The 23,903-nt window shown below is 59.1% G+C and carries 27 protein-coding genes and 1 rRNA gene (1 of these 28 only partly in view); 11 read left to right on the forward strand and 17 right to left on the reverse strand.

All coding sequences use genetic code 11. The features are described from left to right. The first annotated feature begins 13 nt into the window (after positions 1-13). Entirely contained in the window at positions 14-664 is a 651-nt protein-coding gene (locus ACXX9E_RS06105; RefSeq protein WP_458555164.1) for an HAD family hydrolase, read from the forward strand. 100 nt (positions 665-764) lie between these two features. On the opposite strand, the gene ACXX9E_RS06110 is transcribed toward ACXX9E_RS06105, so the two are convergent. Then, on the reverse strand, positions 765-1,856 hold the full coding sequence (locus tag ACXX9E_RS06110; protein WP_186747041.1) for an aminopeptidase: 1,092 nt from the start codon (positions 1,854-1,856) through the stop codon (positions 765-767). Between the two features lie 58 nt (positions 1,857-1,914). On the opposite strand from ACXX9E_RS06110, the gene ACXX9E_RS06115 reads away from it, so the two are divergent. Both ACXX9E_RS06115 and ACXX9E_RS06120 read left to right on the forward strand, forming a co-directional pair. After that, positions 1,915-2,337 carry a PA0061/PA0062 family lipoprotein gene (locus ACXX9E_RS06115; protein ID WP_123470262.1) on the forward strand — a complete coding sequence of 141 codons (423 nt, stop codon included), beginning with the start codon at positions 1,915-1,917 and terminating at the stop codon, positions 2,335-2,337. 40 nt (positions 2,338-2,377) lie between these two features. Beyond that, a complete protein-coding gene (locus tag ACXX9E_RS06120) occupies positions 2,378-2,797 on the forward strand; it encodes a PA0061/PA0062 family lipoprotein (protein ID WP_123470264.1) in 420 nt (139 codons plus the stop codon). A gap of 6 nt (positions 2,798-2,803) precedes the next feature. On the opposite strand, the gene ACXX9E_RS06125 is transcribed toward ACXX9E_RS06120, so the two are convergent. Beyond that, positions 2,804-3,043: a DUF1161 domain-containing protein gene (locus tag ACXX9E_RS06125; RefSeq protein WP_128615226.1), complete on the reverse strand. Its 240-nt coding sequence runs from the start codon at positions 3,041-3,043 to the stop codon at positions 2,804-2,806. Positions 3,044-3,285: 242 nt separating this feature from the next. After that, entirely contained in the window at positions 3,286-3,717 is a 432-nt protein-coding gene (locus ACXX9E_RS06130; RefSeq protein ID WP_267795648.1) for an OsmC family protein, read from the reverse strand. A gap of 242 nt (positions 3,718-3,959) precedes the next feature. Here ACXX9E_RS06130 and ACXX9E_RS06135 point away from each other — a divergent pair, with 242 nt between their 5' ends. Beyond that, the gene (locus ACXX9E_RS06135) at positions 3,960-4,961 is read left to right on the forward strand and encodes an LLM class flavin-dependent oxidoreductase (RefSeq protein WP_458555165.1); all 1,002 of its coding nucleotides are present in this window, start codon (positions 3,960-3,962) and stop codon (positions 4,959-4,961) included. Positions 4,962-5,221: 260 nt separating this feature from the next. Here the strand turns inward: ACXX9E_RS06135 and ACXX9E_RS06140 are convergent, their stop codons facing one another. Both ACXX9E_RS06140 and ACXX9E_RS06145 read right to left on the reverse strand, forming a co-directional pair. Then, positions 5,222-5,440, reverse strand: coding sequence for a DUF1161 domain-containing protein (locus ACXX9E_RS06140; protein WP_458555166.1), 219 nt, complete (start codon positions 5,438-5,440; stop codon positions 5,222-5,224). 127 nt (positions 5,441-5,567) lie between these two features. Continuing rightward, positions 5,568-5,783: a dodecin gene (locus ACXX9E_RS06145; protein WP_027610201.1), complete on the reverse strand. Its 216-nt coding sequence runs from the start codon at positions 5,781-5,783 to the stop codon at positions 5,568-5,570. A 156-nt stretch (positions 5,784-5,939) separates the two neighbouring features. Here ACXX9E_RS06145 and ACXX9E_RS06150 point away from each other — a divergent pair, with 156 nt between their 5' ends. After that, a complete protein-coding gene (locus tag ACXX9E_RS06150) occupies positions 5,940-6,266 on the forward strand; it encodes an ElaB/YgaM/YqjD family protein (RefSeq protein WP_007911686.1) in 327 nt (108 codons plus the stop codon). Here the strand turns inward: ACXX9E_RS06150 and ACXX9E_RS06155 are convergent. After that, a complete protein-coding gene (locus ACXX9E_RS06155; protein WP_123470270.1) occupies positions 6,239-7,156 on the reverse strand; it encodes a LysR family transcriptional regulator in 918 nt (305 codons plus the stop codon). The two genes, ACXX9E_RS06150 and ACXX9E_RS06155, sit on opposite strands and share 28 nt — an antisense overlap. Before the next feature lie 114 nt (positions 7,157-7,270). On the opposite strand from ACXX9E_RS06155, the gene trpB reads away from it, so the two are divergent. From trpB to ACXX9E_RS06170, 3 genes are all read left to right on the forward strand, one after another. Further along, on the forward strand, positions 7,271-8,503 hold the full coding sequence (trpB, locus tag ACXX9E_RS06160) for a tryptophan synthase subunit beta (RefSeq protein WP_123470272.1): 1,233 nt from the start codon (positions 7,271-7,273) through the stop codon (positions 8,501-8,503). After that, entirely contained in the window at positions 8,503-9,315 is an 813-nt protein-coding gene (gene trpA, locus ACXX9E_RS06165) for a tryptophan synthase subunit alpha (RefSeq protein WP_123470274.1), read from the forward strand. The genes trpB and trpA overlap by 1 nt, the downstream gene beginning before the upstream one ends. A 122-nt stretch (positions 9,316-9,437) precedes the next feature. Next, positions 9,438-9,878: an anti-virulence regulator CigR family protein gene (locus ACXX9E_RS06170; RefSeq protein WP_123470276.1), complete on the forward strand. Its 441-nt coding sequence runs from the start codon at positions 9,438-9,440 to the stop codon at positions 9,876-9,878. Between the two features lie 65 nt (positions 9,879-9,943). On the opposite strand, the gene ACXX9E_RS06175 is transcribed toward ACXX9E_RS06170, so the two are convergent. From ACXX9E_RS06175 to ACXX9E_RS06225, 11 genes are all read right to left on the reverse strand, one after another. Continuing rightward, positions 9,944-11,905, reverse strand: coding sequence for a DUF7844 domain-containing protein (locus ACXX9E_RS06175; RefSeq protein ID WP_128615288.1), 1,962 nt, complete (start codon positions 11,903-11,905; stop codon positions 9,944-9,946). Continuing rightward, the gene (locus ACXX9E_RS06180; RefSeq protein ID WP_123470280.1) at positions 11,902-12,222 is read right to left on the reverse strand and encodes a DUF2388 domain-containing protein; all 321 of its coding nucleotides are present in this window, start codon (positions 12,220-12,222) and stop codon (positions 11,902-11,904) included. The genes ACXX9E_RS06175 and ACXX9E_RS06180 overlap by 4 nt, the downstream gene beginning before the upstream one ends. 43 nt (positions 12,223-12,265) lie before the next feature. Beyond that, on the reverse strand, positions 12,266-12,574 hold the full coding sequence (locus ACXX9E_RS06185) for a DUF2388 domain-containing protein (RefSeq protein WP_123470282.1): 309 nt from the start codon (positions 12,572-12,574) through the stop codon (positions 12,266-12,268). A 106-nt stretch (positions 12,575-12,680) separates the two neighbouring features. Further along, complete coding sequence (locus ACXX9E_RS06190; RefSeq protein ID WP_123470284.1) at positions 12,681-12,998, reverse strand: DUF2388 domain-containing protein; 318 nt, start codon at positions 12,996-12,998, stop codon at positions 12,681-12,683. 134 nt (positions 12,999-13,132) lie between these two features. Then, a complete protein-coding gene (locus tag ACXX9E_RS06195; RefSeq protein ID WP_458555167.1) occupies positions 13,133-13,342 on the reverse strand; it encodes a DUF1127 domain-containing protein in 210 nt (69 codons plus the stop codon). Between the two features lie 255 nt (positions 13,343-13,597). Next, positions 13,598-13,813 (reverse strand): DUF1127 domain-containing protein, encoded by a 216-nt coding sequence (locus ACXX9E_RS06200; RefSeq protein WP_041074721.1) that lies wholly within the window; start codon positions 13,811-13,813, stop codon positions 13,598-13,600. 320 nt (positions 13,814-14,133) lie between these two features. Then, positions 14,134-15,627, reverse strand: a complete 1,494-nt coding sequence (scpC, locus tag ACXX9E_RS06205; RefSeq protein ID WP_123470288.1) for a succinyl-CoA:acetate CoA-transferase ScpC — start codon at positions 15,625-15,627, stop codon at positions 14,134-14,136. A gap of 214 nt (positions 15,628-15,841) precedes the next feature. After that, positions 15,842-17,275 carry an NAD(P)(+) transhydrogenase (Re/Si-specific) subunit beta gene (locus ACXX9E_RS06210; RefSeq protein WP_123470289.1) on the reverse strand — a complete coding sequence of 478 codons (1,434 nt, stop codon included), beginning with the start codon at positions 17,273-17,275 and terminating at the stop codon, positions 15,842-15,844. Then, complete coding sequence (locus ACXX9E_RS06215) at positions 17,275-17,595, reverse strand: NAD(P) transhydrogenase subunit alpha part 2 (RefSeq protein ID WP_003187417.1); 321 nt, start codon at positions 17,593-17,595, stop codon at positions 17,275-17,277. The genes ACXX9E_RS06210 and ACXX9E_RS06215 overlap by 1 nt, the downstream gene beginning before the upstream one ends. 15 nt (positions 17,596-17,610) lie before the next feature. Then, on the reverse strand, positions 17,611-18,732 hold the full coding sequence (locus ACXX9E_RS06220) for a Re/Si-specific NAD(P)(+) transhydrogenase subunit alpha (RefSeq protein ID WP_123470291.1): 1,122 nt from the start codon (positions 18,730-18,732) through the stop codon (positions 17,611-17,613). Between the two features lie 434 nt (positions 18,733-19,166). Next, a complete protein-coding gene (locus ACXX9E_RS06225; protein WP_123470293.1) occupies positions 19,167-20,066 on the reverse strand; it encodes a LysR family transcriptional regulator in 900 nt (299 codons plus the stop codon). Between the two features lie 157 nt (positions 20,067-20,223). Between ACXX9E_RS06225 and ACXX9E_RS06230 the strand changes: the two genes are divergently transcribed. The 3 genes from ACXX9E_RS06230 to ACXX9E_RS06240 all read left to right on the forward strand — a co-directional run. After that, complete coding sequence (locus ACXX9E_RS06230) at positions 20,224-21,405, forward strand: acyl-CoA dehydrogenase (RefSeq protein WP_123470295.1); 1,182 nt, start codon at positions 20,224-20,226, stop codon at positions 21,403-21,405. Between the two features lie 13 nt (positions 21,406-21,418). Further along, entirely contained in the window at positions 21,419-22,639 is a 1,221-nt protein-coding gene (locus tag ACXX9E_RS06235) for a CaiB/BaiF CoA transferase family protein (protein WP_458555168.1), read from the forward strand. Between the two features lie 644 nt (positions 22,640-23,283). Next, positions 23,284-23,903 (forward strand): 16S ribosomal RNA (locus ACXX9E_RS06240); it runs 917 nt beyond the window's last position.

Here is a 23,903-nt window from a genome sequence, read left to right on the forward strand (position 1 = left end):
TACAGGATTTCTCATGCACTACCAGACCGTACTGTTCGACCTCGATGGCACCCTGACCGACCCGCGTGAGGGCATCACCCGTTCCATCCAGTTCGCCCTCGGCAAGCTCGGCATCGACGAGCCGGACCTGACCAGACTTGAACACTTCATCGGCCCGCCACTGTTGCAGGCGTTCATGCAGTTCTATGGTTTCGATGAGGCCAAGGCGTGGCAAGCGGTGAATTTCTATCGCGAACGCTTCAAGGTCACCGGCCTGTATGAAAACCGCGTGTTTGATGGTGTCACGCCTTTATTGGAAACCCTGAGCGGGCAGGGACGGCAGCTGTATATCGCCACGTCGAAACCGTGGGAATTTGCCCGCGAGATTGCCCGGCATTTTGATTTCGCCCGGCACTTCAAGGTGATCTACGGCAGTGAGCTGGACGGCACGCGAACCAATAAGGTCGAGCTGATTGCGCATCTGATCAAGGAAGAAGGGCTGGACCCGGCCAATACGTTGATGATCGGCGATCGTAAGCACGATCTGATCGGGGCGCGCAGCAATGGGCTGGATGCGGCGGCAGTCGGTTACGGGTTTGGCAGTTTCGAAGAGTTGAGTGCGGAGGCGCCGGCTTATCATTTTGAAACGCTGGACGAGTTGCATCGGGCATTCCTGCGGCGTTGATTAATACGTCATCGCTGGCACGCCAGCTCCCACAGGTGAGCGATGTGCTCAGGTTCACCACTGTCCCTGTGGGGGCTGGCTTGCCAACGATGAGGCCAATTCAGCCACGGAAGGTCTGAGCGTCTGCCAATGCTTTCAGCGCCGCTTTGCGCTTAGCCACCGGCAGCGCCCCCAACTTCTCCACTTCAGCATAAAACCTCGGCCAATCCCCCCCAACCTGCCTGAACAACGCCGAAAACGCCGGCACCCACTGGTCATACAGCCCGAACGGCAACAGCCGCGCATTGTTCAGCGGCAAATTCACCCACGCGTCATAACGCTTGTCCCCGGCCCACAGGCTGTCACGCATCATTCGATATTCGCGACGGAACTGCTCGAACGCTGCGGCCTTACGTTCGCGCATCTGCTCGGCCGGCAGCGGTTGGGCATAGAGTTTTTCCAGCCGGGAGCGCGTTTCCAGCACCCGCTCGATGAACTGGTCACGCTGCTTGAGCTGCGAGTCGTTCTGCGCCGGTAACCCGCGAAACGCGCGCCACTGGCGGGTCCCTTCCTGCTCGACGAACGTGGCGAAGGACTCGTTGAACTCGGTGTCATCCTTCACATAGAAGCGCTGATGGGCCAGCTCATGGAAGATCAGGGTGGCCAGACGCTCATCGCCCCAGCCCATCATCGAATTGAGAATCGGGTCATTGAACCAGCCGAGTGTCGAATAGGCTTCGACGCCGCCAATCGCCACGTCCATGCCTTGCAGACGCTGGATCGCCGCTTCGCCCCGTGCCGCGCTCTGGCTGTAGTAGCCGCGATAGGCCACGCAACCGGCGATCGGGAAGCAATGATTCTGCGGGGTCAGAGAAAACTCCGGGGTGACGAACACGTTCCACACCACAAATGGCCGGCCGATGTCGGCGTACAGACGATAGCTCTGATTGTCGGGCAGGTGCAGCTGCTCGCTGGCGAAGGTTCGGGCCTTTTGTGACTGAGCCAGGTGCGCGCGCAATTTCTCGTCACGGCTTGGGTCGGCAATCACCCTGGCCACGGGCTCGCGTGCCCGCAGCAGCTGCAACTGACCGCTGGCCAGCTGACTGTAATAGCTGACGCTGGCGCAACCGTTGAGCAACAAAAACATCACCCCCGGAAACAAAATCCGAAAAACGCGATCAAGTAACCCATGGCTTGGAAGCGGCCTGCTCAAAATAAAAATCCTTTGGAAAGTCTGCCCGCAAGACTATCCCGCCATTTGGAGCTTCGCTATGCGCATGTTGTTGCTGACAGGAGGCCTGCTGACATTGGCCGGTTGTGCCGGATTCGGAATGCCTGACCCTGACCCCTCACAAGCCTGGATCGATCTCGATGCCCGGCAACAAGACACGGCGCTGCAAGCGCTGCAGGTCGATAGCCGGGCCACGGTCGACAAGCGTTATTTCGAAGTCCAGCCCGGCAGCCATGAGCTGAAGGTGCGTTATCAGTTTCCGGTGGAGGCGACCAATATCGGCCCCGATGCCGAACCGTTGTGGCGTGATTGCCAGTTGAACGTGAAATTCAAGGACTTCAACGCTGGCCAGCGTTACCAGCTGCAGGCCGGCAGTATCGGCTTCAGGCCTTGGGCCAGGCTCTATGACGAGCAGCGAAAAGTCGTAGGGCAGGGAACACCGGCAGGCTGCCAGCGCACATGATCGACGCTATGCTGAGTATTCAGAACGGTGGATATTCATCATGCGCAAGTTGTTGCTGTTGCTCGTTGTCGGTTTCGCGGCTGGTTGTCAGACACCGTTGCCCCCGGTCGACCCGCAAATGGCCTGGATCGACTTCTCGACGCCAACCCCCGGCGGCAAACTGCTGATGGCCGAGCGTCTGGATAACCAGCGCCTGAATGACGGGCGCTTTTTCCAGGTCACTCCCGGCAGTCATGAGCTACGCGTGCGCTTTGATTTCGAAGTCTTCGGCGGCGGCGGTGCCTTGATGACTGGCCCGGTGGAGCGCTTGTGTTACCTGTATATCCGCTACGATCATTTCGAAGCCGGGCAGCGTTATACGCTGGAGGGCCGTTCGCTGGCATTCACCCCGAGTGCGAGGCTATATAACGCCAGGCGCGAGATTGTCGCCGAAGACCACGATTACAACTGCATTAATTGAGGCGACTCAGCGGTCGTTCTTCTGATAGATGATCGCTTTTCTACCGTAGTCGCATCGACCGACAATCATGGCAATGTCGTGTTCTTTTGCCTCCTCTTTGCTGACGATTTCCAGCGTATAAGAGGGCACAGCTTTCGCCTGGATCTTGACCTCGATCTCTTTCTTCAATTCTTCACAGTCTTTCGGTGCGGCAAGAGCGGTTGTGGCCAGTGCACTGCAGAAAATCGCCAAGCCGATACGTTTCATCAATGAAGCTCCCTGGAGCAGCGCGCACGGGCGTGCGCTGAACCTGCTGTCACTTATTCGACCACACTTTGACGAAGCGAGTTCTGACTTCGCGCACATCTCGGGCACTGCGCCGAGTTATAGATCGCTTTCGCGGGCAGGCCCGCCCCCACAGGTTCTGTGTTTGATACAAATCCCTGTGGAGGGCGGGCTTGCCGCGAAGGCGTCAGAGCTGTTTATGCCTGGATCGAAACCAGCGCAGATCAGCTGACCAGCGATGCCTCGAGGGTAATTTTCGCGTTCAGTACTTTCGACACCGGGCACCCTTCCTTGGCCTTGTTGCTCAATTCTTCAAACTGCGCCTGGGTCGCTCCCGGAATCTTCGCCTTGAGAATCAGCTTCACCGCCGTGATGGCAAAGCCACCATCCACTTGATCGAGGGTGACTTCAGCGTTGGTATCAATGCTCTCTGCTTTGAGGCCGGCATCGCCGAGAATCATCGAAAACGCCATGGAAAAGCAGCCGGCGTGCGCTGCCCCGATCAGTTCTTCCGGGTTGGTGCCCTTGCCGCCTTCGAAGCGGGCCTTGAAACCGTAGGGTGCTTCTCTGAGGACGCCGGTTTCGGTGGAAATCGAACCGATGCCGGTTTTCAGGTCGCCTGCCCAGTGTGCGGATGCTTTCTTCACGATAGCCATGTCTGCCTCCTCAAGATCTGGCGCGGAATCGCCGCGCCGTCGTGGTTTTTGCTTGCAAGGCTTCTGAGGATAGACGCCGCAGCAAAGTTCAGCCCGGGTGAATCGTTGACTTTTTTAGTAGGAAATTTCGCCGCCGCTATTGAAACTCGGGTATATGCCCTCATTGCACAGAACACGCTTATGGATTCGGCAGGTTTTCGTTCGCTGGAAAAACCTGCCTCCTCATTCGGAGACGCAGGTTTATGAAGCAACTGTCCGACGTAAAATTTTCCACCCTCGATCTGGTGCCCGTGCGCGAAAACGGCAGCCCGGCGCAATCGCTGCGCAACTCGCTGGATCTGGCGCAGCATGTCGAAAAGCTCGGCTACACGCGGTTCTGGGTGGCTGAACACCACAACATGGACGGCATTGCCAGTTCGGCGACCTCGGTGTTGCTGGGGTATCTGGCGGGCGGGACGTCGACCATTCGCGTCGGCTCCGGCGGCGTGATGCTGCCCAACCATGCGCCACTGGTGATCGCCGAGCAGTTCGGCACCCTCGAAAGTCTGTATCCGGGACGCATCGACCTGGGGTTGGGCCGCGCTCCGGGGTCCGATCAGATGACCGCCCGCGCGTTGCGCCGTGAACGCTCCGGCAGCGCCGACGATTTCCCGGAAGATGTCGCCGAGCTGGCGCGTTTCCTCGGCCCGCGCACCCCGGATCAACGGGTGATCGCCATGCCGGGCACGGGTACCAATGTGCCGATCTGGCTGCTCGGTTCCAGCCTGTTCAGTGCGCAACTGGCTGGTGAGCGCGGTTTGCCCTACGCCTTTGCCTCGCATTTCGCCCCGCGTTTCATGCACGAGGCAATTCGGGTCTACCGCAACCACTTCAAGCCATCCGCCGTGCTCGACAAGCCTTACGTGATGCTCGGTGTGCCGCTGGTGGCGGCGGATACCGACGAGCAGGCCGATTACCTGGCGACTTCGGTGTACCAGCGCATTCTCGCGCTGATGCGTGGGCAAAGCCTGGTACAGCGTCCGCCGGTGAAAACCATGGATGGCTTGTGGCTGCCGCATGAGCGTGAAGCAGTGGGGGATTTCCTCGGTCTGGCGATGGTCGGCAGTCCGCAGAAGATCCGTGCCAAGCTGGAGGTGTTGGTCGAGCAGACACAGGCGGATGAACTGATCTTCACCTGTGATCTGTATGAACACGCCGATCGCCTGCATTCCTACGAACTGCTCGCAAAAGTCATGAAGGGCTGAAAAGCCCCTCACCCTCTCCCTAGCCCTCTCCCGGAGGGAGAGGGGACTGACCGGGTTGACTGTTCGAGGTACGCCTACCTGAAATATCCAGTCGTACTCAGGTTCTGAACGGCCCCCGATCTGCTCCCTTTCCCCTCTACCCCTTGGGGGAGCGGGCTGGGGTGAGCGGGTTGGATTTCAAATCCACCAAAAACCCCAAATCCCGGACACAAAAAAGCCGACGCATTCGCGTCGGCTTTTGTATTTCAGGCGGTATCAGCCTACTTTTTATAGACGATTTGCTTGTTGCCACCTTCGCAGGTGCCAACAACTTTTTCGGCATTGGCGCCTTTGTCGACAATCTCCAGCGAATACCCGGAAACGCCCTTGGCATCCAGCTTCGCCGCAATCTCGCTTTTCAGCTCTTCACAAGGCTTGCCGGCAGCAAACGCACCACCCGCAAGGCTCAACAAACCTACTGCCAATATGAACTTCTTCATCGGTCGCACTCCCTGGTCGGATTAAAAGAGGCGGGCATCGGACATTCACCCGATGCGCTCACCTTGTAGCGCTTTGCCATTCCTATGGCACTCGGCCAGCGCGCAAGTTCAGAAGCGTAGCCCAAACTCAGCTGCTGGCAATGCGGAAGCCGACTTTCAGCGTTACCTGGAAATGCGCAGCCTTGCCGTCCTTGATGTGGCCACGGGTCTCGACCACTTCAAACCATTCCAGGTGCTTGATGCTCTTGTTCGCTTCCGCCAGCGCGTTGTTGATGGCGTCTTCGATGCTGCTGGTGGACGAGCCGACCAGCTCGACTTTCTTGTACGTGTGATGGTCACTCATGGCGATCTCCTTGGCGTGTGAAATTGAGACTAGCAGTGATTTGCACTGTTGATTTCGGTGCCACGGTGCAAGCGAAGTTCAGATTTTCTGCACTTTCTCAAACCGCTGAAGTCCCAATCAACACACGCCACTCATCACCAATGCAGGAGAGCCACCATGGCCAACACCTCTTTACGTAAAGCCTCGTTGCAAAGCATGGAAGCCGAGATCGAGAGTCTGCTCAAATCGTTGGAAAGCCTGAAGGACGACGCTTCGGACGAGTCGCGCAAGACCCTCAAGGCGCTCAAAAGCAACGCTGAAAGTGCGCTGAAACATTCGCGCCACCTGCTCAGCGATGCCTACGAAGAAGTCAAAGTGAAAACCCGTGAGACCGGGATTGCCACTCGCGATTACGCTCAGGAACACCCTTGGACCACCGCTGGTGTGGCGGTCGGTGCAATCGGTCTGCTGGCCGCTTACTTGTTGTTCAAGCGCGGCGAGTGATCCGTCTGGCGCAGCTCGTTCTTGAGCCATTGCGCCAGTTGCCGGGCGCGCCCGTCTGCGGCGCGCTTGGGTAGCCACAACGCCAGTTGCGCCGGGGTTTCACAGAAGCCCCACGGCGCAACCAGGCGACCGGCTTTCAAATCTTCCGCTACCAATGGCTCTGGCGCGATCGCCACGCCGAGTCCGGCCACCGCGGCCTCCAGCAAATAATACAAATGTTCAAAACCTTGCCCGAGCTTCAACGCCTTGGCGTCGAGGTGGTTTTGCTGTGCCCAGCTCGGCCAGGCTTGTGGGCGAGAGGTGGTGTGCAGCAATGGTTCGCCGAGCAAGGCTGATGCCGGCGCGGTCTGCAGGCGCTGATAACCGCTGAACAATGGGCTCATCACCGGCCCGATGCGTTCTGCCGCCAGTTCATACACCTGCATGTCTGCCGGCCAGGGTGGTTCGGCGAACAGCAGCAAGGCGTCGAGTCCGGGACGCCGTGGATCAAGATCGCCTTCGCCGGCCGACAGGTGCAGACGCAAGTCCGGCAGGTCGGTATTCAGCCGGCCCAGACGTGGGATGAACCAGCGCGCCAACAGGCTGCCCGAGCAGCCGAGCACGAACGGCGCGTCAGCGGTGCTTTGCGTCAGCTCGGCACACACACTGCGTAACCTATCAAATGCTTCGCCGCTGGCATCCCGTAGCCGAACCCCGGCATCTGTGAGTTTCAGGCCGCGACCATCCTTGACGAACAGGCTCACGCCAAGATGCTCTTCGAGCACTTTGAGCTGGCGGCTGACCGCGCCGTGAGTGACGTGCAGCTGTTCGGCTGCTTGACTGACGCTGTTGAGCCGGGCGGTGGCTTCAAAGGCACGCAAGGCGTTCAGCGGGGGGAGGTCGTGGCTCATGATATCTGTGAGATTTCCTGACAGGTTGCGGCAATCTTATCGGTTTTCAGGCTGTAAGGTCAGGGGTAGAGTGGTCGTCATTGTCTTCTGACCCGAATTCACCTGGAGCAACTCATGACCCAGACTTCGAACACTTCCAATCTGCGCAGCGGCCCCGACGATAACGGCCTGTTCGGTGCGTTCGGTGGCCGCTACGTGGCCGAAACCCTGATGCCGTTGATCCTCGATCTGGCCCGCGAATACGAAACGGCCAAGGAAGATCCGGCGTTCAAAGAAGAATTGGCCTACTTCCAGCGTGACTACGTCGGGCGTCCGAGCCCGCTGTACTTCGCCGAGCGCCTGACCGAATTCTGCGGCGGCGCCAAGATCTACCTCAAGCGCGAAGAGCTGAACCACACCGGCGCGCACAAGATCAACAACTGCATCGGCCAGATCCTGCTGGCGCGGCGCATGGGCAAGAAACGCATCATCGCCGAAACCGGCGCCGGCATGCACGGCGTGGCGACGGCCACCGTGGCTGCGCGCTTCGGTCTGGACTGCGTGATCTACATGGGCACCACTGACATCGAACGTCAGCAGGCCAACGTGTTCCGCATGAAGCTGCTGGGCGCCGAAGTGATCCCGGTAGTAGCCGGCACCGGCACCCTGAAAGACGCGATGAACGAAGCGCTGCGTGACTGGGTGACCAACGTCGACAGCACTTTCTACCTGATCGGCACCGTGGCCGGCCCACACCCGTACCCGGCGATGGTGCGCGACTTCCAGGCCGTGATCGGCAAGGAAACCCGCGACCAGTTGCAAGCTCAGGAAGGTCGCCTGCCGGACAGCCTGGTGGCGTGCATCGGCGGTGGCTCCAACGCCATGGGCCTGTTCCACCCGTTCCTCGATGACAAGAGCGTCGAGATCATCGGCGTTGAAGCGGCCGGTTACGGCATCGAAACCGGCAAGCACGCGGCCAGCCTCAACGGCGGCGTGCCGGGTGTGTTGCACGGCAACCGCACCTTCCTGCTGCAGGACGACGATGGCCAGATCATCGACGCCCACTCGATTTCCGCCGGTCTGGACTATCCGGGCATCGGCCCTGAGCACGCTTGGTTGCATGACATCGGCCGCGTCCAGTACACCTCGGTGACCGACGACGAAGCCCTTGAAGCGTTTCACAAATGTTGCCGTCTGGAAGGGATCATTCCTGCGCTGGAAAGCGCTCATGCGTTGGCTGAAGTGTTCAAACGCGCACCGAAACTTCCGAAGGATCACCTGATGGTGGTCAACCTGTCCGGCCGTGGCGACAAAGACATGCAGACCGTCATGCACCATATGGAACAGTCGAAGCAGGAGAAACACTGATGAGCCGCCTGCAAACCCGCTTTGCCGACCTCAAAGAACAGAATCGCGCTGCGCTGGTGACCTTCGTCACCGCCGGTGACCCGGACTACGCCACGTCGCTGGCGATCCTCAAAGGCCTGCCGGGCGCTGGCGCCGACGTGATCGAACTGGGCATGCCGTTCACCGACCCGATGGCCGACGGCCCGGCGATTCAACTGGCGAACATTCGTGCGCTGGGCGCCAAGCAGAATCTGGCGAAAACCCTGCAAATGGTCCGCGAGTTCCGCGAAGGCAACAGTGACACTCCGCTGGTATTGATGGGCTACTTCAACCCGATCCACATGTACGGTGTTGAGCGCTTCATCGCGGATGCCAAAGAGGCGGGCGTCGACGGTCTGATCGTGGTCGACATGCCGCCAGAGCACAACGCCGAACTGTGCGACCCGGCGCAGGCTGCCGGTCTGGACTTCATCCGCCTGACTACACCGACCACTGACGATGCGCGTCTGCCGAAGGTGCTCAACGGCAGTTCCGGTTTCGTTTACTACGTGTCGGTGGCCGGGGTGACCGGTGCCGGTGCGGCGACGCTGGAACACGTCGAAGAGGCGGTGACGCGTCTGCGTCGGCACACCGACCTGCCGATCAGCATCGGCTTCGGCATCCGCACGCCGGAGCAAGCGGCGTCCATCGCACGCTTGGCGGATGGTGTGGTGGTGGGCTCGGCATTGATCGACCACATCGCCAATGCAACCACGCCGGATCAAGCCATCGACGGCGTGCTGAGCCTGTGCTCGGCATTGTCCGAAGGGGTGCGTAAGGCCCGCGTCAGCTGAAGGTAAAGTTCCTGATACAGAGGAATTAGCGCCTCGCTACACAGCCTAAATGAGCAAGACCGAGGGATTCAGAACCACGTTCTGAATCCCTTTTTGCTGTTGGTGCAGTGAGGAAAAACCCGATGAAAATGCCGAAACGTCTGATTGCCGGACTGGGCGCTCTGATGATCAGCGCGACACCGCTGCTGGCCAGCGCCGATCCACGTGATGATCATGACCACGGCGGCCCGCAACCGGGCCATTACGAGAACCACGGTGACGATCACCGTGGTCCGCAGAACGACCACCGTGGCGGCCCGCCGCGCGATTTCGGACCGGTACGGCAGACCATCCGCGACAACCACGGCTACTTCGTGCGCGGTGCACCGCCACCGCCGGGCATCCATCTGGAACGCGGCCGGCCGTTGCCGCGCGGCTATTACGGCGAACGGCTGGACGGTCGGGCGCTGAGCCGCTTGCCGGTGTACCCAGGCTATGAATGGCGCCGGGCCGGGGGCGACATCGTGCTGATTGCGGTGGGCACCGGGATCATTTACGAAATTCTGGATGGGGTTTTGTATTGATGTAAGGAGAACACGTGTGGCGAGGGAACAAGCCCCTCGCCACACGGATTGTTGCTTTTCGTGTATCAGGGCAGTTCCAGTCCGCCGGAAGCCTTGTGCAATTTGCGCAGATGTTCACCGATCTGTTTCACATTGGTTTCACTGGCTGCAATTTCGGCCGCGCGCTTGGGTTCCAGCAACTTGCGTACTTCCGCGTCCAGATCGCCGGACAGCGCCAGCAGTTTTTTCTGCCGCTGACTGCTTTCCGCTTCCAGGCGGCTGAACTCGGTCGGCTGTGGCAAGCCGTAACCGCGGCTGTCGAGCAATTCCGCCGGGCGGCTGAGGAAGCCACTGTTGGCGAGAATCTCCTGCAAGGTCGCATTGGCCTTGTCCATGCCGCCGTTTTCCAGCTCGCGGGCACCCAGGTAGCGCTGCTTGACCTCATCCTGCGCCAGCAACAACTGACGGCGGTAACTGGCCTGCTCCAACAGCAGCAGGGCAGCACTGGTGCGCAGGTCTGCGCGCTCAAACCACGGCCGGCGCTCTTCGGCCGATAACGAAAGCCACTCTTCAACGGTGTTCTGTTTGATCGGCAACTGCTTCTTCAACACATCGAACATCGCCTGGTAGCGGTCGCGGAACGAGTCGAAGCGATAGCCCAGGCGCAGCGCCTCTTTCGGATCATCCAGCACGCTGGTATCGGCCAGGCCACGGCCCTTGAGCACTTCCAGCAAACCGTTGGGCATGATGCTGTCCAGACCGACGAGTTGCGCGTTGTCGCTGCCGCTGCGCAACAGTTTCAGGCCTTCCACCGCGCAGTTGTTGGAGAGGAAGAAGTAGTTGCCGTCGTAGCTCCAGTGCATCTCGGCGGCGTGCTCGACCACCCCTTCGATTTCAGCGCGCGACAGGTTCAGCGGCACGGAGGCAAGGCTGCGCAGTTCGGTCTTGGTGTATTCGTCGATGACCTGGGCCAGCGGCAACACGAACAGGCGTGACGGATACTTGCCGACCAGTCCGTCCCAACTCGACAGTTGCACGTCGCCGACGAAGGCGCGATAGGACAGCACCAGATGCTGGTCCAGATCGAGTCGGCAGTCCGGTCCGCGCGGCCGACCCGGTGCGCAGATCACCAGGCGCAACATACTGTGGCCCCAGCGACTGACCCAGTTCTGATTGGCTTCGGCCAACAGATAGTCGACGGCGTAGACCCGCTCCGGATCGACCTGTCCCAAGGGTTGCTTGGCGAAGTCGTTACCGGCGTTCAGGAAGGCGAAGGTCTTGCTGCAGGTGTCCTTGGTCGGCGGCGCCCAGCCGAAGTGTTGCTGGTAATAGCGGTACAGCGCCGGACGCCGACAGGCGTAACTCGGGTCGAGGAGGAAATACTCCATGTTGACCGCGACGAATTCCTTCGGGCTGGAGATCTCGTACAGGTCCGGGCTGCGGGCAATCTGCCGATTGTGTTGTTCACGTTCCCCACGGCGACCGACGTACTGCTGCCATCCGGCGAGGTCGAGCAGGCGCGGATCATCGCTGAGGGTGAAGCGGCGGCCGTTCTGGCCACGACACTCATCGGGAATGCCGATCAGCCCGGCGCTGTTGAAACGCCGGGTGCAGCGCTGGATCAGCGTACGTTCGGCGCTGGGCCACAGGCGGGCGCGGTCATAGATGTGGGTGATTTCGTGCAGCACCGTGGCGAGCAGTTCCTGACGCACAGTGCCGTGGGGGCGATTGGTTTTCTCTTTGGCCGCACTGCCGTCGGTGAGACCGGCGAGCAGTTTGCGGTTCAGATCGAGTTCCGCCACCAGCGTGGCCTGGCCATAGGCATTGCCGGGCATGTCGTCGGTCCAGCCGACATCAATGCGCCGGTCCAGCCGCTCGATGAAGCTGGGCGGCAGCTTCTGCAGGGCTTCATCGATCAGCGCCTGACTGGCCTGTTGCTGGGCAGGGCTCAGACCGTCGGTCTTGAGCCGCAGTTGCAGGCCCGCGTGGGCGCTGTTGCCAAGCAGCAACATCGCCCCGGCCAGTAGCCAGGCGCCGAGTGACTTCACAGTGCGAGGATGGCTTCGGCGAGTACCTGATCACTGGCGTCGCGTGCTTCCGGCACACGAGTGCGCAGAGTGTTGAGCGCAGCTTCGAGGTGCGCGCCACGGATCTCGCCGTTGGTGGCAACGAAACTGGCCGCGTCATCGTGGGCTTCGCGGATGATTTTCGAATCGCGAATCGACGTGGTGGTATCGGACGTGAAATCAATGGTGCGCTGGGAGGCACGAACGATGATGTTACTGGTGGCTACCAGGGTGTGCGCCTGGGCCACGTCGGCCAACAAAAACAGGCCAAGGGCGGCAGCAATCAGCGGGCTACGCATGGAACGACTCCGAAGGGGTAATGATAACTAGGGACTGGGATAACTATTGGACGAGAATTGCCTGTGCCAGTTCAAGGTCGCTGACATGAAGTTTTGGTCGGGATTTGCGCAGGTAATGCAGGGCGGATTCGAGCTGCGCGCCTCGCAATTCACCGTCACTGGCAACAAACGCCGCCGCGTCATCGTGAGCGGCGAGCAACAGTTTACGGTCGAATGGCGCAGAAGACACCATTCCGGTAGCCCATACCGTCACTACGGTGTTCTGGGTGGAAACATCGAAGGCATCGACCGACGTCGCCCAGCAGGCGCTGATCAAGGCAGAAGGTATAAGCAGGTTGGTCAGAAAACGCATGGGACTCGATAACGGTTAGCGAGTCTCAAGGCTAGCGCAATGCCCGGGCCAGAGCCAGCGGCGAAACATCGGGACACGGCTGGCGTGTCCCTGCTGGCCATGCGGATCAGATCGCCAGAATGGCTCGCGCCAGTTGATCGTCGGTGGCGTTCAGTTGCGGTGCCTGATGACGGATGAGGTCCAGGGCACTTTCCAGTTTCACGCCGCGGATCTGGCCTTGGCTGGCAACGAAGCTGGCCGCATCGTCACGGGCAGCGATCACGACTTTGTTGTCGCGCAGCGAAGAGCTGACGTCGGAGGTGGCGTCCGAAGAGGATTTCAGCGCGCCAACCACGGCGTCGGTGGTCACGATGAAGCTGGTTGCGCTGGCGTTGGCAGCCACGGCCAGCAAGGCGGCAGCGCTGAGCAGTCGAAGACGGGACATGGTGTATCTCCTGAAGGTAAACCGTATTGAGAAGTGGCTTGTGTCTGATGAGTCAGACGTGGGTACCAGAAGATTCGCCACGTTCTGCCATGGATATTAGGCCTGCGCGTGGGGTTAAAACAGTGGGCAGAATGCTAGCGCCAGAAAGGTTTCTCCAGTTCGCTGAGCCGATCGGCGTGACTGAGGCCCAGGTCCGCGAGATCACGTTGCTCAATCTGAGCCAGCAGACGCCTTGTCCTGGCGCGCTCCAGTGCTTGCCACACGCCACGTAGCAGGCGCCACAGCGGGTTTGGGCGAACAAGTGCTTGGACCGGAATTGCTGAAACATCCTGTAAGTCTTTCATGGCGCATTCCTTAAGCCGGGGAGGGTTAAGGACATGCTCCGTCGAATACAGCGCGAGTAGCAGATACACTGATGCGAAATTGTACTGGTTCAGAATTGGCTTTTAGAAAACTGTACCTGTTAATCCACTGCGCCGCTGTACGGATGTTTTTCAAGCCCTGAAACGACAAAACCCGTTGCGGTTTCCCGCAACGGGTTTTGTTTGTTCAATTCGGGTGCTGGCGGTGGGTCTTGCGACCAGAGCCAGCGACGCTACTTAGCGCCAGAACGGCTTGCTCAGCTCTTCGTAGCGTTGTGCTTCGCTGATACCGGCGTCAGCCAGCAGACGCGAATCCAGACGAGCCAGTTGGTGGCGGCTGGAGATGCGGCGCTGCCACAACATCAGGTTGGCGATAACGCGCAGAGGCAGGGAAGCCTGGGATTTTGCAGCTTTGTCTTCGAAGAACAGTTCGGAACTGAGTGTACGTTCCATGGTTGACATCCTTCCGCTTGTGGCGGGATCAGGTAGTGGTTTAACTGGTGCCCATGATCCTCTCGTTTGCCAAGTCTCTCTAGATACAGTTCAACTGTATTGTGAGTGACCAGTTAACTGTTTATAGGGGGTGTACGGGTCAAAATTGAGCAAACTGTACCTGTCCGCACTTAAATAGTGCATTTTTGCTCAAATCGAAGGTTGGCGTAGGTAAAGGCTGTAGGAAAACACCGGTACAGCAGTACAGTTTTTGCCAGATGAGGCGGGTAGAAAAAACCGCTGACGCAAACTGTGTTTGCATCAGCGGTTGACTGTGCGAATTACACCGCCAGCATGCGCCCGGTTTCTTCCAGGTTCATGTGCCAGCTCAACGCTTCGCGCAGGATATGCGGGGTATGGCCACCGATGGCGCAGGCGGCGGTGAAGTAGTCATTCAGCGCCTGGCGATAATCCGGGTGTACGCAGTTGTCGATGATCACCCGTGCCCTTTCACGCGGCGCCAGGCCACGCAGGTCGGCCAGTCCGACTTCGGTCACGAGGATGTCGACGTCATGCTCGGTGTGGTCGACATGGCTGACCATCGGCACCACGCTGGAAATCGCGCCGCCCTTGGCGATCGACTTGGTCACGAACACCGCCAGGTGCGCGTTGCGCGCGAAGTCGCCGGAACCACCAATGCCGTTCATCATCCGCGTACCGCAGACATGGGTGGAGTTGACGTTGCCGTAGATGTCGAACTCAAGCGCCGTGTTGATGCCGATGATGCCCAGGCGGCGCACCACTTCCGGATGATTGGAGATCTCCTGCGGACGCAGGACCAGTTTGTCCTTGTATTTCTCCAGATTGCCGAACACGTCGCTGTTGCGCCGCTCCGACAGGGTGATCGAGCTGCCTGAAGCAAAGCTCAGCTTGCCGGCATCGATCAGGTCGAAGGTCGAATCCTGCAGCACTTCGGAGTACATGGTCAGGTCTTCGAACGGCGAATCGATCAGGCCGCACATCACCGCGTTGGCAATGTTGCCGATTCCGGCCTGCAACGGACCGAGCTTGTTGGTCATGCGTCCGGCATCGACTTCTTGCTTGAAGAATGTGATCAGGTGCTCGGCGATGGCATTGGTGTCGGCGTCCGGGGTCGATACCGTGGACGGCGAATCCGCTTGCTGGGTGATCACGATAGCGACAATCTTCTCCGGCGGAATCGGGATCGCGGTACTGCCGATGCGGTCGTCGACTTTTACCAGCGGGATCGGTGTGCGCGTCGGGCGGTAGGTCGGGATATAGATGTCATGCAGGCCTTCGAGGTTGGCGTTGTGCGCCAGGTTGATCTCGACGATCACCTGCTTGGCGAAGATCGCGAAGCTTGCCGAGTTGCCCACCGAGGTGGTCGGCACGATGTGGCCCTGTTCGGTGATGGCCACGGCTTCGATCACTGCGATGTCCGGCAGCTTCAATTGCTGGTTGCGCAATTGTTCGACGGTTTCCGACAAGTGCTGGTCGATGAACATGACTTCGCCGGCGTTGATTGCCTTGCGCAGGGTGCTGTCGACCTGGAACGGCATGCGGCGCGACAAAACGCCGGCCTCGGTCAGTTGCTTGTCGAGGTCGTTGCCCAGGCTGGCGCCGGTCATCAGGCTGATCTTCAGCGGCGTGACCTTGGCTCGCTCGGCCAGTGCGTGAGGGACGGCCTTGGCTTCGCCGGCGCGGGTGAAACCGCTCATGCCGACGGTCATGCCGTCTTCAATCAGAGCGGCTGCGTCGGCGGCGCTCATCACTTTATCCAACAACGAAGGCAGGCGAATACGGTCACGGTACATGGATTATTTTCTCGGGAAGCGAGTAGCAGGATGCGCAGTCTAGTGAATTTCGCGGGCGCCTGTCCCGCTACCAAGGTCGCAAACGAGGCGTCTATTTAGCGGGTTTCAAGTAAAACACCGTTACCGGATCTGCAACAACGCGGCAAATTGTCCAACGCTTTGCGCAAACAAAAACGCCCCGACAAGTCGGGGCGTCCGGTACAGCAGCGATGGATTACTCGACCGCTTTGACCATGTCTTCGATGACTTTTTTCGCGTCGCCGAACACCATCATGGTCTTGTCCAGGTAGAACAGTTCGTTGTCCAGACCGGCATAGCCGCTGGCCATCGAGCGCTTGTTGACGATGATGGTCTTGGCCTTGAACGCTTCGAGAATCGGCATGCCGGCAATCGGCGATTTCGGATCGTTCTTCGCGGCCGGGTTGACCACGTCGTTGGCGCCGAGTACCAACACCACGTCGGCCTGGCCGAACTCGGAGTTGATGTCTTCCATCTCGAACACCTGGTCGTAAGGCACTTCGGCCTCGGCCAGCAACACGTTCATGTGTCCCGGCATACGACCGGCCACCGGGTGGATCGCGTATTTGACGGTCACGCCACGGTGGGTCAGCTTCTCAGTCAGCTCTTTCAATGCATGCTGCGCACGGGCCACCGCCAAGCCATAGCCTGGGACGATGATCACGGTGTCGGCGTTGGTCAGCAGGAAGGTCGCGTCGTCGGCCGAACCGGACTTCACCGGGCGAGCTTCCTTGGCGCCTGCAGGGCCAGCGTCGGCTGTATTGCCGAAACCGCCGAGCAGCACATTAAAGAAGGAACGGTTCATCGCCTTGCACATGATGTACGAGAGGATCGCACCGCTCGAACCCACCAAGGAACCGGCAATGATCAGCATCGAGTTGTTCAGCGAGAAGCCGATACCTGCCGCTGCCCAGCCCGAATAGCTGTTGAGCATCGACACCACCACCGGCATGTCGGCACCACCGATCGGGATGATGATCAGCACGCCCATCACGAACGCCAGAACTAGCATCAGCGCGAACGCGGTGAGATTGCCGGTGAACATGAAAGTCAGGCCGAGTGCCAGTGTCGCCAGACCCAGTACGGCGTTCAGCTTGTGCTGACCGGCGAACTGTACCGGTGCGCCCTGGAACAGACGGAACTTGTACTTGCCCGACAGCTTGCCGAACGCAATCACCGAACCGGAGAAGGTGATCGCGCCGATCGCCGCGCCGAGGAACAGCTCCAGACGGTTGCCCGCCGGAATCGAGTCGCCCAGCTGTTTAACGATACCCAGCGATTGCGGCTCGACCACCGCAGCAATCGCGATGAACACTGCTGCCAGACCGATCATGCTGTGCATGAACGCGACCAGTTCCGGCATCTTGGTCATTTCAACGCGCTTGGCCATGATCGATCCGGCCGTGCCGCCGACCAGCAGGCCAACGATGACGTAACCGATACCGGCCGTGGCGAGCTCAGCCCCGAGCTTATAGATGAGGCCGACGGTGGTCAGGATTGCCAACGCCATGCCGAGCATGCCGAACAGGTTGCCGCGTCGCGAGGTGGTCGGGTGCGACAGGCCTTTGAGGGCCTGGATAAAGCAGATCGACGCGATCAGGTAGAGCGTCGTGACGAGATTCATGCTCATTACTTCGGCGCCTCTTCTTTTACTTTCGGGGCTTTCTTCTTGAACATCTCAAGCATGCGGCGGGTGACCAGGAAGCCACCGAAGACGTTGACCGCCGCCAGTGCCACGGCGAGGGTGCCCATGGTTTTGCCCAGTGGCGTGACGGTCAGCGCAGCAGCGAGCATGGCGCCGACGATCACGATCGCCGAGATGGCGTTGGTCACTGCCATCAATGGCGTGTGCAGCGCAGGTGTAACGTTCCAGACCACGTGGTAACCGACATAAATCGCCAGCACGAAGATGATCAGGTTGTAGATACCGGGGGAGATAAGCTCTTCCATCGTCTGAATCCCTGCTTAGGCGTTTTTGCGGATGACTTGGCCGTCGCGGCACATCAGGCACGCGGCGACGATGTCGTCTTCGAGGTTGACGTCGAACTGGCCTTCTTTGGTGAACACCAGCTTGAGGAAGTCCAGCAGGTTGCGCGCGTACAGTGCCGAGGCGTCTGCAGCGACTTCACCAGCCAGATTGGTCGGGCCGCAAATGGTCACGCCATTCTCGATCACGACTTGATCAGCCACAGTCAGCGGGCAGTTGCCACCCTGAGCAGCGGCGAGGTCGATGACCACCGAGCCCGGTTTCATCTGCGCCACGGTGTCCGCGCTTAGCAGCGTCGGTGCCTTGCGGCCAGGAATCAGCGCGGTAGTGATGACGATGTCAGCCTGCTTGGCGCGCTCGTGCACGGCCTGCGCCTGACGCTGCATCCAGCTCGCCGGCATTGGCCGCGCGTAACCGCCGACACCGACGGCGCATTCACGCTCTTCATCGGTCTCGTAAGGCACGTCGACGAACTTGGCGCCGAGGGACTCGATCTGCTCCTTCACCGCCGGACGCACGTCAGACGCTTCGATCACCGCACCCAGGCGTTTCGCCGTGGCAATGGCCTGCAATCCAGCCACGCCTGCGCCGAGAATCAGCACGCGCGCCGCTTTCACGGTGCCCGCAGCCGTCATCAGCATCGGCATGAAGCGCGGATAGTAGTGCGCGGCCAGCAACACGGCCTTGTAGCCGGCAATGTTCGCCTGCGACGACAGCACGTCGAGGCTCTGTGCGCGGGAGGTGCGCGGCGCCGCTTCGAGGGCGAACGCGGTGATCCCGCATTCGGCCATTTTGGCGATGGTTTCGTTATTGAACGGATTGAGCATTCCGACCAGCACCGCGCCGCGCTTGATCAGCGCCAGTTCGGCGTCGCTGGGGGCGACCACTTTGAGAATCAGCTCGGCACCGAACGCATCGTTGGCACTGCCAATGATCGCGCCCGCCGCTTCATAGGCACTGTCGACAACACTGGCTTTAACGCCGGCGCCGGTTTGCACAGTGACCTTATGACCTTGGCTGATCAGCTTTTTAATGGTTTCCGGGGTTGCAGCAACCCGTGTTTCACCGGTCTGGGTTTCGAGAGGAACACCAATGTGCACGTCAAATCTCCTGCGTGATCTTATTGAGTAAACCCAGGCACTGCGGATGGTGCGACTGGGGCGGCCGATCAGCACGATCCCGCCAAATCAGGGCGGGGCGCGGCATTTTGCAGGCGAACTTTATGCCCTTCAAGGGATTATGACGGGTGACGGAAAATTAACTACAAGTCATGCCGTGACCGAATGTCGCAGATAGCTAGTGCAATCCCTTGCAGGCCGTGCCTTGTAAGGATTCTGGCTGAATTTGAAAAAATTTCTCATCGGCGGCGTGAATAGGCCGTAATGAGTCGCGGATGGAGGCTCAAAGCCACGTCTTCAGGCGCTTGTGGGACGTCTGTACGACTTTCGGATACAGTCTGCGATTTTGCGACAAATACTTATATCTGTAGGGCTTTTATTTTCCTGACTACCGGGTTAGCAATCGCTGTAGGCCTTTATCCTTCTAGGCTGTAGCTATTTGCCTGGTTGACCAGCCAATCGCGAAATGCCTTGAGTGACGCCGATTCGACCTTTCGCTCAGGAATCATCAGGTAATAGGCTTTGATACTTGAGAGCGCATTGGGGTTGGCAATCACCAGGCGTTTCTCGGCTAATTCACGCTGAATCAGGAATGGCGGAATCAGCGCGATCCCCATGTCGTGCATGGCGGCCTGAGCCAGCATGGAGAATAGCTCGTAGCGCGGACCTGTCATGTCGCGAGGAATATTCAAGTGTTGCGAGTTGAACCACTGGCGCCAGGCGTAGGGGCGGGTGGTTTGTTGCAGGAGTGGAAGATCGGCAATCTCGTCAGCGGTCAGATGCGTGTTTTTGCCCAGCAGGGCGGGACTGCATACCGGCATCGGATTTTCGCCCATCAGTCTGTGGGATTCGGTACCGGACCAATCGGCGTCGCCAAAGTAGATCGCCGCGTCAAAGTCAGTGTCGGCGAACAGGAACGGCCGGGTACGGTTGGTCAGGTTGACGGTCACCTCCGGATGCTTGAGCTGGAAGTCTTTCAGCCGGGGTAGCAACCATTGCGTGCCGAACGTCGGCACCACCGCCAGCTCGATTACGTTGGTGCCTTGCTGGCCCATCACCGACAGCGTATCGCGCTCGACGGCATCCAGTTGCGTGGCAACACGGCGGCTATAGGACAGTCCTGCTTCTGTCAGCTTTACGCCACGCCGCGAACGTCGGAACAGTTCCACGCTAAGGAAGTCCTCAAGGCTGGCGATCTGTCGGCAAATAGCACCTTGGGTGAGGGAAAGTTCTTCGGCTGCCTTGGTGAAACTCTCGTGACGAGCGGCGGCCTCAAAGCTGATCAGGGCGGTAGTGCTGGGGATCTTCCTGCGCATGTACGTTAACCTCACTAATGCGGCGCGTAAAAGGCATCCAGCGCCGTCTCGGAGTGAGAAATTAGCACAACAGGATGCGAAATCCTCGTTTGCCGGGATGACGAACCGGGCCTAGGATCAATGCCACGTTAATTCACCGATTTGCGAGGACACACTCATGGGCGGTAAAGCTAGCTTCAACTGGATCGATCCCCTGCTGCTGGATCAACAGCTCACCGAAGAAGAGCGCATGATCCGCGACACCGCCGCGCAGTTCGCTCAACAGAGCCTGGCGCCACGTGTCCTTGAAGCGTTCCGTCATGAGAAAACCGATCCTGCGATCTTCCGCGAGATGGGCGAAGTCGGTCTGCTCGGCGCAACCATCCCGGAGCAATACGGCGGCAGCGGTCTCAACTATGTCAGCTACGGTCTGATCGCTCGCGAAGTGGAGCGTGTTGATTCCGGCTACCGCTCGATGATGAGTGTGCAGTCCTCGCTGGTGATGGTGCCAATCAACGAATTCGGCACTGAAGCCCAGAAACAGAAATACCTGCCAAAACTGGCGTCCGGCGAGTGGATCGGCTGCTTCGGCCTGACCGAGCCGAACCACGGTTCCGATCCGGGCGCGATGATCACCCGTGCGCGCAAGGTCGACGGCGGCTACAGCCTGACCGGCGCCAAGATGTGGATCACCAACAGCCCGATCGCCGATGTGTTCGTGGTCTGGGCCAAGGACGATGCCGGCGACATTCGTGGCTTCGTGCTGGAGAAGGGCTGGAAAGGCCTGAGCGCTCCGGCGATTCATGGCAAGGTCGGCCTGCGTGCGTCGATCACCGGTGAAATCGTCATGGACAACGTGTTCGTGCCGGAAGAGAACATCTTCCCTGACGTGCGTGGTCTGAAAGGTCCGTTCACCTGCCTCAACTCGGCGCGTTACGGCATCTCCTGGGGTGCATTGGGCGCAGCCGAGTTCTGCTGGCACACCGCTCGCCAGTACACCCTTGATCGCCACCAGTTCGGCCGGCCGCTGGCAGCTACTCAATTGATTCAGAAGAAACTGGCCGACATGCAGACCGAAATCACCTTGGCCCTGCAAGGCTGCCTGCGCCTGGGGCGCATGAAGGATGAAGGCACGGCTGCGGTGGAAATCACTTCGATCATGAAGCGCAACTCGTGCGGCAAGTCCCTGGACATCGCCCGGATGGCTCGCGACATGTTGGGTGGCAACGGTATCTCCGATGAGTTCGGCGTGGCTCGTCACCTGGTCAACCTGGAGGTGGTGAATACCTATGAAGGTACTCATGACGTCCACGCGCTGATCCTGGGGCGCGCGCAAACCGGTCTGCAGGCGTTCTATTAACAGGAGAGCGACCATGGGCGCGTTGTCGCATCTGCGGGTACTGGATTTATCGCGAGTATTGGCCGGGCCGTGGGCCGGGCAGATCCTCGCCGACCTTGGCGCCGAGGTGATCAAGGTCGAGCGCCCCGGCAACGGTGATGACACGCGCGCCTGGGGGCCGCCCTTCCTTAAGGACGCTTATGGCGAGAACACGACAGAAGCGGCTTATTACTTGTCGGCCAACCGCAATAAGCAATCGGTGACTATCGACTTTACGCGGCCCGAGGGGCAGCAGCTTGTGAGAGAGCTGGCGGCCAAGTCGGACATTCTTATCGAGAACTTCAAGGTCGGTGGTCTGGCCGCTTACGGTCTGGATTACCCGTCGCTGAAGGCGATCAATCCCGATCTGATCTATTGCTCGATCACCGGCTTTGGCCAGACCGGGCCGTATGCCAAGCGAGCGGGTTATGACTTCATGATTCAGGGGCTGGGCGGCTTGATGAGTCTGACGGGTCGGCCTGAAGGCGATGAAGGCGCCGGACCGGTGAAGGTTGGTGTGGCGTTGACGGATATTCTCACCGGCCTGTATTCGACGGTGGCGATTCTGGCTGCGCTGGCCCATCGCGATCACGATGGCGGTGGTCAGCATATCGACATGGCATTGCTGGACGTGCAGGTGGCGTGTCTGGCGAACCAGGCGATGAATTACCTGACCACAGGCAATGCGCCAAAGCGTCTGGGGAATGCGCATCCGAACATCGTGCCTTATCAGGATTTTCCTACCGCTGATGGTGACTTCATCCTCACCGTGGGTAATGACGGGCAGTTCCGCAAGTTCGCCGAAGTGGCGGGGCAGCCGCAGTGGGCCGATGATCCGCGCTTTGCTACTAATAAGCTGCGGGTGGCGAACCGCGCGGTGCTGATTCCGCTGATTCGGCAGGCCACAGTCTTCAAGACGACGGCTGAGTGGGTTGCCGAGCTTGAACAGGCGGGTGTGCCGTGTGGGCCGATCAATGATCTGTCGCAGGTGTTTGAAGATCCGCAGGTGAAGGCCCGGGGTCTGGCGATAGAGCTGCCACATGCGTTGGCCGGGATGGTTCCTCAGGTGGCTAGCCCTATCCGGTTATCGCGGACGCCGGTTGAATACCGACGTGCCCCTCCTTTATTGGGCGAGCACACGCTGGAGGTTTTGCAGCGGGTGCTGGGGTTGGGCGCGGGTGCGGTGGCGGCGTTGAAAGAGGATGGAGTGCTCTGAGGTGGCCTTCTATATAGAAGGCTGGGTGACTTCTTCTATATAGAGGGGTGATTTGGCTGTTTTTTAGCCTGATCGTAAGTTGTTGAAAGAAAACTGAAATTAAGTGTTGACGGCAAATTCTAGAAGTCTATAATTCGCCCCACTTCCGGCGCAGTCGAAACGGAAAACTCCTTGAGATTCAATGAGTTACGCAGTTTTCGACAGCGGCTTGCTTCAGTTCATCGAAGCCTGGAAGGAGTTGGAAATGCCGGTTGATCTGGCGCTTTCAACGGTTCGATCTTCTCGGTCGAAAGCGGAGAAAAAGAGGTGTTGACAACAGCGAGTAACGCTGTAGAATTCGCCTCCCGCTAACGAGAGATCGGAAGCGCAAGTGGTTGAAGTTGTTGAGGAATTCTTCGAAAACTTCTGAAAATAATCACTTGACAGCAAATGAGGCTGCTGTAGAATGCGCGCCTCGGTTGAGACGAAAGATCTTAACCAACCGCTCTTTAACAACTGAATCAAGCAATTCGTGTGGGTGCTTGTGGAGTCAGACTGATAGTCAACAAGATTATCAGCATCACAAGTTACTCCGCGAGAAATCAAAGATGTAACCAACGATTGCTGAGCCAAGTTTAGGGTTTCTTAAAAACCCAAAGATGTTTGAACTGAAGAGTTTGATCATGGCTCAGATTGAACGCTGGCGGCAGGCCTAACACATGCAAGTCGAGCGGATGAAGTGAGCTTGCTCATGGATTCAGCGGCGGACGGGTGAGTAATGCCTAGGAATCTGCCTGGTAGTGGGGGACAACGTTTCGAAAGGAACGCTAATACCGCATACGTCCTACGGGAGAAAGCAGGGGACCTTCGGGCCTTGCGCTATCAGATGAGCCTAGGTCGGATTAGCTAGTTGGTGAGGTAATGGCTCACCAAGGCTACGATCCGTAACTGGTCTGAGAGGATGATCAGTCACACTGGAACTGAGACACGGTCCAGACTCCTACGGGAGGCAGCAGTGGGGAATATTGGACAATGGGCGAAAGCCTGATCCAGCCATGCCGCGTGTGTGAAGAAGGTCTTCGGATTGTAAAGCACTTTAAGTTGGGAGGAAGGGTTGTAGATTAATACTCTGCAATTTTGACGTTACCGACAGAATAAGCACCGGCTAACTCTGTGCCAGCAGCCGCGGTAATACAGAGGGTGCAAGCGTTAATCGGAATTACTGGGCGTAAAGCGCGCGTAGGTGGTTCGTTAAGTTGGATGTGAAATCCCCGGGCTCAACCTG

Source organism: Pseudomonas sp. GNP014 (assembly GCF_054344005.1).